Origin of the sequence: Rhodococcus sp. ENV425 (assembly GCF_002887785.1) — a bacterium.
Lineage (GTDB): Bacteria > Actinomycetota > Actinomycetes > Mycobacteriales > Mycobacteriaceae > Rhodococcus > Rhodococcus aetherivorans.
On record NZ_PCZU01000182.1, the window covers coordinates 14,190 to 25,447 of the forward strand.

The 11,258-nt window shown below is 70.6% G+C and carries 8 protein-coding genes and 1 pseudogene; 8 read left to right on the forward strand and 1 reads right to left on the reverse strand.

What is annotated here, in order from left to right:
- Positions 1 to 302 (reverse strand): annotated as a pseudogene (locus CQZ88_RS31120) (hypothetical protein); the annotation flags it as partial.
- Positions 303 to 434: 132 nt separating this feature from the next.
- Here CQZ88_RS31120 and CQZ88_RS15030 point away from each other — a divergent pair.
- The 8 genes from CQZ88_RS15030 to CQZ88_RS15065 all read left to right on the forward strand — a co-directional run bounded on the left by CQZ88_RS15030 (position 435) and on the right by CQZ88_RS15065 (position 11,205).
- The gene (locus CQZ88_RS15030; protein ID WP_006937156.1) at positions 435 to 1,187 is read left to right on the forward strand and encodes a MerR family transcriptional regulator; all 753 of its coding nucleotides are present in this window, start codon (positions 435 to 437) and stop codon (positions 1,185 to 1,187) included.
- Positions 1,188 to 1,260: 73 nt separating this feature from the next.
- Positions 1,261 to 2,481 (forward strand): UDP-galactopyranose mutase, encoded by a 1,221-nt coding sequence (glf, locus tag CQZ88_RS15035; protein WP_006937155.1) that lies wholly within the window; start codon positions 1,261 to 1,263, stop codon positions 2,479 to 2,481.
- Entirely contained in the window at positions 2,478 to 4,406 is a 1,929-nt protein-coding gene (locus CQZ88_RS15040) for a glycosyltransferase (RefSeq protein ID WP_102799969.1), read from the forward strand. Before glf ends, CQZ88_RS15040 begins: the two co-directional genes overlap by 4 nt.
- Positions 4,390 to 4,926 carry a phosphatase PAP2 family protein gene (locus CQZ88_RS15045; protein WP_102799970.1) on the forward strand — a complete coding sequence of 179 codons (537 nt, stop codon included), beginning with the start codon at positions 4,390 to 4,392 and terminating at the stop codon, positions 4,924 to 4,926. Before CQZ88_RS15040 ends, CQZ88_RS15045 begins: the two co-directional genes overlap by 17 nt.
- Complete coding sequence (locus tag CQZ88_RS15050; protein ID WP_006937150.1) at positions 4,923 to 5,828, forward strand: decaprenyl-phosphate phosphoribosyltransferase; 906 nt, start codon at positions 4,923 to 4,925, stop codon at positions 5,826 to 5,828. Before CQZ88_RS15045 ends, CQZ88_RS15050 begins: the two co-directional genes overlap by 4 nt.
- 58 nt (positions 5,829 to 5,886) lie before the next feature.
- Positions 5,887 to 7,764, forward strand: a complete 1,878-nt coding sequence (gene zomB, locus CQZ88_RS15055) for a flagellar motor control protein ZomB (protein ID WP_102799971.1) — start codon at positions 5,887 to 5,889, stop codon at positions 7,762 to 7,764.
- Positions 7,765 to 8,070: 306 nt separating this feature from the next.
- Positions 8,071 to 9,081 (forward strand): alpha/beta hydrolase family protein, encoded by a 1,011-nt coding sequence (locus CQZ88_RS15060; protein ID WP_102799972.1) that lies wholly within the window; start codon positions 8,071 to 8,073, stop codon positions 9,079 to 9,081.
- A 216-nt stretch (positions 9,082 to 9,297) separates the two neighbouring features.
- Positions 9,298 to 11,205: an alpha/beta hydrolase-fold protein gene (locus CQZ88_RS15065; protein ID WP_258008610.1), complete on the forward strand. Its 1,908-nt coding sequence runs from the start codon at positions 9,298 to 9,300 to the stop codon at positions 11,203 to 11,205.
- Positions 11,206 to 11,258: the final 53 nt, after the last annotated feature.

The window sequence follows — 11,258 nt, forward strand, 5'->3', positions numbered from 1 at the left end:
GCGAGCAGCGCCGTCGCGGCGAACAACAGCGCGACGACGAGGGTCATGGTCTCGCCGAGTTCCTTGTGGGCCTCGATCAGCGGGGTGTCGCCCAGGGCGCCGGCGAGCTGCTCGCCGGTCTCGGCGGTGAGCGGCGTCAGCACCAGCGCCGCGGCCGCCAGCACCACGACCGGCCACAGGAGGTGCCGGCGCGCGGCCGGCCACAGCGCGCACAGGATCAGCCCCGTCGACACCAGGGGCACCAGCACGACGACCGCGTGCACGAGCAGCGGGTGAGCGGGCAGTCCGCCGATCAGCGTCATACCGTTTCTCCTTCCGGCCGGAGCGTCCAGGGAAACCGTAGGCGCCGATCCGGACGAACGGGATCCGAACGGGCTTGACGTTGACGCGACGTCAAGACGCATCCTGGGCGTACCCGACGAGAGAGGCCCGCGATGAAAGGCGAATGGTCCATCCAGGAACTGGCCCGCGCGGCCGGCGTCACCAGCCGCACCCTGCGGCACTACGGCGACGTGGGCGTGCTCGAGCCCAGCCGCACCGGCCCGGGCGGCATGCGGTTCTACGACGCCGACGCCCTGGTCCGGCTGCAGCGCATCCTGCTGCTGCGCGACCTCGGCCTGGGACTGCCGGCCGTCGCCGAGGTGCTCGACGGCCATCGCGACGCCACCGCGGCGCTGCGCGTGCATCTGGAACTGCTCGAGCACGAGCAGCGGCGGCTGGCCCGGCAGATCGAGTCGGTGCGCACCACCATCCGCAGAACCGAGAGAGGAGAGGAACTGATGGCGAACGAAGTGTTCGACGGATTCGACCACACGCAGTACCGCGACGAGGTGATCGAACGCTGGGGCCAGGACGCCTACGACAGCAGTGACCGCTGGTGGCGTGGCATGAGCGAGGCCGAGCGCGACGACTGGAAGTCCGTCGCCGCCCGCCTGGGCGCGGACTGGACGGCCGCCGCGGCCGCCGGTCTCGATCCGGCCGGCCCGGAGGGGCAGGACCTGGCCCGTCGCCACGTCGCGTGGCTCGGCAGCATCCCCGGTACCCCGGGCCACGGGGAGGAGCCGAACCGGGAGTACGTCCTGGGGCTGGCAGAGATGTACGTCGCGGACGAGCGCTTCGCCGCGAACTACGGCGGCCCGGCGGGTGCGGAATTCGTCCGGTCCGCCCTGCGGGCCCACCTGGCCTGACCCGTGCGCGTTTCCGGTCGCTCCCGCTACCGGAAACGCGCACGGCCCCGCGGGTCGCCTACCCTGGTCTTCCGTGACTGCTGCACCCTCGCCCCAGCCTGCCACCCGTGAGTACGACCTGATCGTCGTCGGCTCCGGGTTCTTCGGACTGACGATCGCCGAGCGTGCCGCCACGCAACTCGGCAAACGCGTTCTCGTCGTCGAGCGCCGCCACCACCTCGGCGGCAACGCCTACTCGGAGCCCGAGCCCGAGACGGGCATCGAGATCCACAAGTACGGCGCCCACCTGTTCCACACCTCCAACAAGCGGGTGTGGGACTACGTGAACCAGTTCACCGATTTCACGAACTACCAGCACCGCGTGTTCGCGATGCACAAGGGCCAGGCCTACCAGTTCCCGATGGGTCTCGGGCTGGTGTCCCAGTTCTTCGGCCGGTACTTCAGCCCCGAGGAGGCGCGTGCCCTGATCAAGGAGCAGGCCGCCGAGATCGACACCGCGGAGGCGCAGAACCTCGAGGAGAAGGCCATCTCCCTGATCGGCCGGCCGCTCTACGAGGCGTTCGTGCGCGACTACACCGCCAAGCAGTGGCAGACCGACCCGAAGGAACTGCCCGCCGGCAACATCACCCGCCTGCCGGTCCGCTACACCTTCGACAACCGGTACTTCAACGACACCTACGAGGGCCTGCCCGTCGACGGCTACACCGCGTGGCTCGAGAACATGGCGAAGGACGAGAAGATCGAGGTGCGGCTCGACACCGACTGGTTCGAGGTGCGCGACGAGATCCGCGCCGCGAGCCCCGGCGCCCCCGTCGTCTACACCGGGCCGCTCGACCGCTACTTCGACTACGCCGAGGGCCGCCTCGGCTGGCGCACCCTCGACTTCGAGACCGAGGTGCTGCCCACCGGCGACTTCCAGGGAACCCCGGTGATGAACTACAACGACGCCGACGTGCCCTACACCCGCATCCACGAGTTCCGGCACTTCCACCCCGAGCGGGACGGCTACCCCACGGACAAGACGGTGATCATGCGCGAGTACTCGCGCTTCGCCGGCAACGACGACGAGCCGTACTACCCGATCAACACCCCGGAGGACCGGGCCACGCTCTCGGCCTACCGGGAGCGGGCCAAGCGGGAGGCCGCGGAGAACAAGGTGCTGTTCGGCGGCCGGCTCGGCACCTACCAGTACCTCGACATGCACATGGCCATCGCGAGCGCGCTGAGCATGTTCGACAACGCCCTCCTCCCGTACTTCGAGTCGGGCACGCCGCTGGCGGGGGACGCCTCGTGAGCGCCCGGCACCAGCTGGCCGAGCCCGTCGCGCCGGAATCCGAGCTGCTCGGCAGGGCACTGCTGCAGCGGGTGATCCTGCCGCGCCCGGGTGAACCGCTCGACGTGCGCACCCTCTACCTGGAGGAATCGCCGACCAACGCACGGCGCGCGCACGCCGTCGGCCGGACGTCGCTGAACATCGGCGCCGAGTCCGAAGTGTCGATGTGCACCTACTTCAACGCCTTCCCGGCGAGCTACTGGCGACGGTGGAGCACGCTCACCTCCGTGGTGCTGCGGCTCGAGCTCACCGGCCACGGCCGGGCCGACGTGTACCGCTCGAAGGCCGACGCGAGCCGCATCCACGTCGAGGGCCGCGAGTTCTCCGGCGGCGCCCCCGCCGGGGACGACGCCGCGACGGTCGAGTTCGAGATCGATCTCGGCCCGTTCGAGGACGGTGGCTGGATCTGGTTCGACATCACCACCGACTCGGACGTCACGCTGCGCTCGGCGGGCTGGTACGCGCCGGTCGAGGCACCCGGCGAGGCGTCCGTCGCCGTGGGCATCCCCACCTTCAACCGCCCCACGGACTGCGTGAAGGCCCTCGTCGCCCTCGCCTCCGATCCGCTGGTCCTCGACGTCGTGGACGCCGTGATCATCCCGGACCAGGGCACCCGGAAGGTTCGCGACGAGCCCGGTTTCACCGCGGCGGCGGCCGCGCTCGGCGACCGGCTCGCCATCCACGACCAGGGCAACCTCGGCGGTTCGGGCGGCTACAGCCGCATCATGTACGAGGCGCTGAAGACCACCGACTGCCCGTACATCCTGTTCATGGACGACGACATCGAGCTGGAACCGGACTCGGTCCTGCGCGCGCTGGCGCTGTCCCGGTTCGCCAAGAGCCCGATGCTCGTCGGCGGCCAGATGCTCAACCTGCAGGAACGCAGCCACCTGCACACGATGGGCGAGGTGATCAACCGCGCCGACTTCATGTGGACGGCCGCGCCGAACGTCGAGTACGACCACGACTTCGCCACCAAGCCGCTGCGCGACCGCGAGCAGTCGCGGCTGCTGCACCGGCGCATCGACGTCGACTACAACGGCTGGTGGATGTGCATGATCCCGCGGCAGGTGGCCGAGGAGATCGGTCAGCCGCTGCCGCTGTTCATCAAGTGGGACGACGCCGAGTACGGGCTGCGGGCCCGCGCCGCCGGCTACCCGACCGTCACCATGCCGGGCGTCGCGATCTGGCACATGGCGTGGAGCGACAAGGACGACGCCATCGACTGGCAGGGGTACTTCCACCTGCGCAACCGCCTCGTCGTGGCGGCCCTGCACATGCCGGGCGACGGACGCGGCCTGGTGCTCGACACCGTCAAGGCCACGCTCAAGCACCTGCTGTGCCTCGAGTACTCGACGGTGGCGATCCAGAACAAGGCGATCGAGGACTTCCTCGCCGGCCCGGACCGCCTGTTCGAACTCCTGCCCACCGCTCTCGGGGAGGTGCACGCGCTGCGCAAGCGGTTCTCCGACGCCGTGGTGCTGCCGTCGTCGACCGAGCTGCCGTTGCCGTCCGGCGCCGAGGTCGGGGCGGTCGGCGAGCCGCGCGGGGCGGTGCGCAAGATGGTGCGGCTCGCCAAGGGCCTGGTGCACAACGTGCGGCCGGCGCATCCGGAACACCACGAGCGTCCGCAGCTGAACGTGCCGACCCTCGACGCCCGCTGGTTCCTGCTGTCGCAGGTGGACGGTGTGACCGTGACCACCGCGGACGGGCGCGGCGTCGTCTACCGTAAGCGCGACCCTCGGCAGGCACAGGCTCTGCTGTCCGAGGCCGTGCGGCTGCGCCGCGAGCTGGCACGCAGGTTCCCCGAGTTGAAGAACGAGTACCAGGCCGCGGTTCCCGCCCTGACGAGCAAGGAGGAGTGGGAGCGTGTCTTCGAGTCGTGAATGGCCGACCACCGAGGCGGAGATCCAGGTGCTGCAGGCCGTGCAGGCCACGGTCGGCTCCCGGCCGGGAGCGATCGCCGCGGCCCGTGGGCTGTCGCACTTCGGTGAGCACGCCCTCGGCTGGGCGGTGATCGGCGGCGTCGGCGCACTGGTCGACCGCCCGCGCCGGCGGCGGTGGGCCGGGGTCGCGGTCGGCGCCGTGGGCGCCCACGCTGCGTCCATCGTGGTCAAGCGGGTCGTGCGGCGTCCCCGGCCCGTGGATCCGACCATCCAGGTCAACGTGTCGACCCCGAGCCGGCTCAGCTTCCCGTCCTCGCACGCCCCCTCGACGACGGCCGCTGCCGTGCTGCTCGGTCGGCTGACCGGGCTACCCTTCCCGGCGGTGTTGGTCCCGCCGATGTTGCTGTCCCGCCTCGTGCTCGGCGTCCACTATCCGACGGACGTGCTGGCGGGCGCCGCGCTCGGCGCCGCGTCCGCCGCGGCCGTCGTGCGGGCCGAGAAGAAGTTTGGAGAGAGATGAGCGAGGAACCGGTAGCCGTCGCGGCGCCTCCGAAGAATCTGGCCGAGGGCATCGTCAAGGCGGTTCGCCCCCGGCAGTGGGTGAAGAACGTGCTGGTGCTGGCCGCGCCCCTCGCGGCCGGCTCGGCGACCGAGCTGGACGTCCTGATCCCGGTCGCCCTGGCCTTCGTGGTGTTCTGCATGGCCGCGTCGGGCATCTACCTGGTCAACGACGCGATGGACGTCGAGGCCGACCGCGCCCATCCCACGAAGCGGTTCCGCCCGATCGCCGCCGGCGTGCTGCCGGTGAACCTGGCCTACGGCATGGCGGTGGTGCTGCTCGTCGGCTCGATCGGCCTGTCGTTCCTGGCGAACTGGCAGCTCGCGGTGGTGATGGCGGTGTACATCACCGTCCAGCTGGCCTACTGCTTCGGGCTCAAGCACCAGCCGGTGCTGGACATCGCCATCGTCTCCTCCGGGTTCCTCATCCGGGCGATCGCCGGTGGCGTGGCCGCGGAGATCCTGCTGTCGCAGTGGTTCCTGCTGATCATGGCATTCGGCTCGCTGTTCATGGCGGCCGGCAAGCGGTACGCGGAGCTGCGGCTCGCGGAGCGGACCGGCGCGAAGATCCGCAAGTCGCTCGAGTACTACACTGGCACCTACCTGCGGTTCGTGTGGACGCTGTCGGCGACGGCGGTCGTCATCTGTTACGGCCTGTGGGCGTTCGAGCGCGACCAGGCCAACGACACCAACTGGTTCGCGATCTCGATGATTCCGTTCGTGATCGCGATCCTGCGGTACGCGGTCGACGTGGACGGCGGGGAGGCCGGCGAACCGGAGGAGATCGCCCTGAAGGACCGGGTGCTGCAACTCCTCGCGCTGGCCTGGATCGGGGCGGTCGGCGGTGCTGTCTACCTCTTCTGACCTCGACGAGGATCTCGGCGCCCCGGCCCGCCGGCCCCGGCCGGCGGGCCGGGGCGGCATGCGGCCGTGGGTGCCGACCGCGGTGTTCTCCGGCGGAGTCGCGCTGACGGCCCTGCTGATGTTCTGGGGCGCGTGGGAGCGTCGCTGGATCGCCGACGACGGCCTGATCGTGCTGCGCACCGTGCGCAACCTGCTGGCCGGCAACGGCCCGGTGTTCAACGCCGGCGACCGGGTCGAGGCGAACACGTCGACCCTGTGGACGTATCTCGTGTACGCGGCGGGCCGGCTCAGCGGGGTGCGGCTCGAGTACGTGGTGCTTGCCACGGCGCTCGTGCTGTCGACCGCGGCGGTGGTGCTGGCGATGCTCGGCACGGGCCGGCTGTACCGGGGGCGGCTGCGGGGCAGTGGTGCCACGTTCCTGCTGGTGCCCGCCGGCATGTTCGCCTACATCGCGGTGCCCCCGGCCCGGGACTTCGCCACCTCCGGACTCGAGAGCGGGCTGGTGATCTGCTGGATCGCCCTGCTGTGGCTGCTGCTCGTGCGGTGGGCGACGGTGCCGGGGTTGCCGTCGACCCCGTCGGTGCTGGCGACGGCGTTCGTCGCCGGTCTCGGGCCGCTCGTGCGCCCCGAACTGGCGCTTCTCGCTCTTCCGGCCCTGCTCATGCTGTTCCTCGCGGCCGGACTCACGTGGCGGGTGCGGGTCGCCGTGGTGGCGGTGGCCGGTGCCGTGCCGGTGGGCTATCAGATCTGGCGGATGGGCTACTACGGTCTGCCCTATCCGAACACGGCGGTGGCCAAGGACGCGGGCGGGGCGAAGTGGGCGCAGGGCTTCGAGTACCTCGGGAACCTGGTGAGCCCGTACCTGCTGTGGCTGCCGCTGCTGCTCCTGCTGCTCGGTGCCGCGCTCGCGTGGCGGTACCGGGGACCCCGCGAACAGGACGCGCCGAAACGTGAATTCCGTCACAGGGACGGGTCCTTTCCGGCGCGCGCACAGCGCGCGCTGCGCACCCCCGCGGCCGTGGTCGTCTTCATGCTCGGCGCCGCATTGTTGCTCACGCTGTACGCCCTTCGCGTCGGCGGCGATTTCATGCACGGCCGGGTGTTGCTGCCGCCGTTGTTCTGTCTGCTCATTCCCGTCGCCGTGATTCCGTTGCGGGTTCCGCAGCGGGCCGAGATCGGCCGCACTCGCGCGACGGCCGTCGCGGGGGCGGCGGGGGTGCTGTGGCTCGGTGTGGTGGTGTGGTCGGCGATCGCTGCGAACACCACCGGCATGCCCGAGGGTGCGGTGGTGGGCCGCTCCGGGATCGTCGACGAGCGGGCGTTCTACGCCCTCAACACGGGCCACCTGCATCCCGTCCGGGCCGAGGACTACCTCGACTACCCGCGCATGCGGGCGATGGTCGAGGCGATCTCCAACACCCCCGACGGCGGGCTGCTGCTGCCGACACCGTCGTTCGACGCATGGGACGTCGTGCCGCCGCCGGGGCCGGTGCCGCCGGGCGGAGCCGGCCACACGGTCTACTTCCTCAACCTCGGCATGACCAGCATGAACGTCGGGCTCGACGTGCAGGTGCTCGACCAGATGGGGCTGGCGTACCCGCTGGCGGCGCACACCGAGCGGCTCGAGGACGGGCGCATCGGGCACGACAAGCTGCTCTACCCCGACTGGGTCGTCGCCGACACGGGAATGGTGGACGTGCACCCGTGGCTGCCGGCCTATCTGGACGAGGACTGGGTGGCGCAGGCGCAGGTGGCGCTGACGTGCCCGCAGACGCAGCAACTGCTCGCGTCCTCCCGCGCGGAACTGACGTGGCCACTGTTCAAGCGGAATTTCCGCAACGCGTTCGACTATGCGGACTACCGCTTCGACCGGGTGCCGAAATACGAGATCCAGCGCTGCGGCCTCGCGCTTCCGCCCCCGCGCGACGGGGGCTGACGCGGTCGTCCGGCCCGCGAATTACATCGATGTCGTTTTCGCCCCGGTGGGCCCGTGCGGTCCGCCGGGCGTATCTCGGTATGATCACAGTCGATAACGGATGTGTAACGCATCGGGGGGGCAGGCCGATATCGAAGCCGACACACGGTTCGTTGACCTGGGTTACCGGGGGTTTGTCAGAGCTCACGGTGTCCTTTACAGTCTTGACCGCAGTGTGACTTGTGACGGCCCGCTCGGTCGTCGCCGCCGGTATCCGACGGGGGACGCGCACGCGGACGCCGCAGATCGAGAAAGAGAGCATTGTTCATGCGTTTTGTCCCGAGGTTGTCGCAGCGCCTCCGCAGGCGCGTGCTCGGCGTGGGTGCCGCAGCCCTCGTTCTGCCGGTTGCCGCCGGCGTCGCCGGAAGCACCGCCGCGCTCGCCGCTCCCGCAGCCGCCGCCCCGATCTCGCATCGGGCACCGGCCGGCGGTTTCGAGGAAGTCTTCGTCGACTCCGACATGGGCCCGATCAAGGTGCAGATCCAGTGGGCCGCCCGCGGCGGTGACGCGGCGCTGTACCTGCTCGACGGCCTGCGTGCCCGCGACGACGCGAACGCCTGGAGCTTCGAGACCAACGCCCGCGACCAGTTCGCCAACGACAACGTCACCCTGGTGATGCCGGTCGGCGGCCAGTCGAGCTTCTACACGGACTGGTACGCGCCCAGCAATCTCAACGGCCAGGACGTCACCTACAAGTGGGAGACGTTCCTGACGGAGAAGCTGCCGGACTACCTCGCCACCCGCGGCGTCTCGCGCACCAACAACGGCATCCTCGGCCTCTCGATGGGCGGCAGCGCCGCGCTGACCCTGGCGGCCTACCACCGCGACCAGTTCAAGTTCGCCTCGTCGCTCTCCGGCTACCTGAACCTGTCGGCCCCGGGCATGCGTGAGGCCATCCGTGTCGCGATGCTCGACGCCGGCCGCTTCAACGTCGACTCGATGTGGGGCCCGCCGTGGAGCCCGGCGTGGCTGCGCAACGACCCGTTCGTGTTCGCGCCGAAGCTCGCCGGCCTGTCGATGTACATCTCGGCCGCCAGCGGCCTGCCCGGCCAGCACGACACCCCGCAGGGCCTGGTCGGTGTCTACAACACGGCCAACGCCATGGGCCTCGAGGCGCTCGCGCTCGCCCAGACCCGCGCCTTCCAGATCAAGCTGGCCACCCTCGGCATCCAGGCCCGCTTCGACTTCCCGGCGCGCGGCACGCACTCCTGGAAGTACTGGGAAGAGGAGCTGTGGAAGGCTCGCCCCCAGATCCTCGAGGCACTGAACGCCTACTGATCGCGCCGAACTCCCCGGCGCACACTGACGGTACGCATGCCGCCCCACGACCCGCGAGGGACGAGGGGCGGCATGCGCCGTTTCGCGGATCGTTGACAAAAACCACACCCGTCACAGCGCGGCGCCCCCACCCGGCGCCCGTTCACGTGTAGAAACAGTCTTCGAGACGCGGGGCCCGGTCGCCCGCCGACGCCCCAGCAACGCAGAAAGTGAGCGATGCCGATGCGAACAGTGCTTGGCGGACGTCGAACCGTGCGCGCCCAGCAGCCGGCGCCGCGTGCCCGTCGGGGGCGGCGGGTCCTCGGGGCGGTCGCCGCCGCGCTCGTCGCGCCCCTCGTCGCCGGAACTCTCGCGGCCGGGGCCGCGCATGCGGAGCCGGTGGACCGCAGCGAGCCGACCGCCGTGCAGGTCCCGGCCGGGGTCACGGTGCAGCGCGTCGACTGGCTGACCGACCGGCGCGTGGCCCTGTGGGTGAACTCGCCGGCCATGGGCACCCCCATTCAGGTGCAGCTGCTGCTCGCCCGGGACTGGAACATCGAACCCGAGGCGCGGTTCCCTGCCGTCTACATGCTCGACGGCCTGCGCGCCCGCGACGACGAGAGCGGCTGGACGATCGAGACGGACGCCGAGGCCTTCTTCGCGGACAAGAACGTCAACGTGGTGCTGCCGGTGGGCGGGCAGTCCAGCTTCTACGCCGACTGGATGGACCAGAACAACGGGCGCAACTACCAGTGGGAGACGTTCCTGACCAAGGAGCTCCCGCCGATCCTCGAGGGCAACTGGCGCACCACGAAGGACCGCGGCGTCGTCGGCCTGTCGATGGGCGGCACCGCTGCGATGTTCCTGCCCGCGCGCAACCCCGGCTTCTTCAAGTTCGCGGGGTCGCTCTCCGGCATCCTCACCACCACCACCCTGGGCATGCCGCAGGCCATCCAGTACGCGATGCAGGACGCCGGCGGCTTCGATTCGTCGGCCATGTGGGGTACCCCCGGCGGCGAGCAGTGGGCCGCCCACGATCCGTACCTGCTGGCGGACAAGCTCGAGGGCGTGAGCCTGTACGTCTCCAGTGGCAGCGGCAGCACCGGCCCGTACGACCAGCCGTCGGGTATCCCGGGCGTGAGCACGAACTACGCCGGCATGGGCCTCGAGATCCTGTCGCGGCTCACCTCGCAGGCGTTCGCCACCAAGCTCAACAAGATCGGCATCCCTGCGCAGGTGGTCTACCGGCCGTCGGGCACCCACTCGTGGCCGTACTGGGAGTTCGAGCTGCACCAGCTGTGGCCGCAGCTGGCCAACGCCCTCGGAGTGGAGGTCACGAAGCCGAACTGCAGCGCCGCCGGCGCGATCGGCGCCGCAGCAGCCGCCGGTCCCTGGATCGGCGACTGCCTCACGCCGGAGTACGCCGTCGCGGGCGGGCGCGTCCAAGACTTCCGCTTCGGCCGGATCTTCTCCTCCACCGACGGCGGGGCCCACCCGGTGGCGGGTGCGATCGGCGGAGCCTACCAGGCCGCGGGCGGCCCGGGGGGCCCGCTCGGCTACCCGACCACGGAGGAACGCGGCACCCCCGACGGCCGCGGCCGGTTCAACCACTTCCAGCAGGGCTCGATCTACTGGACCCCGCAGACCGGGGCGCACGCCGTGCGCGGCGCCATCCGCGACGAGTGGGCGCGGCAGGGCTGGGAGGGCGGCCCGCTGGGCTACCCGGTGGCCGACGAGGTCGCCACCCCCGGCAAGCCCGGCGTGGTGCAGGGCTTCGAGATCGGCGCCCTCTACTGGAGCGAGCCGTTCGGGGCCCACGCCGTACAGGGCATGATCATGGGCAAGTACGCCGAGCTCGGCTACGAGAACGGCTGGCTCGGGTTCCCGAAGACCAGCGAGATCCCCGTCAAGGACGGTGGCCGGTTCAACGAGTTCGAGGGCGGCAACATCTACTGGAGCCCGCTGAGCGGGGCGTGGTCGGTCCGCACCGGGCCGGTCTTCGACGCGTGGAAGAGCGCCGGTTACGAGAACGGTCGCCTCGGCTTCCCCGTCGGGGACGAGTTCCCCATCCCCGGCGGTGTCCAGCAGAACTTCCAGGGCGGATTCGTCACGGTCGTCGACAACGTGGCCACCGTCCGCCCCTAGGATCGGCCCTCGCACACCCGGTGCCGCCACGGCGGCCCCGCGACCACCGGATC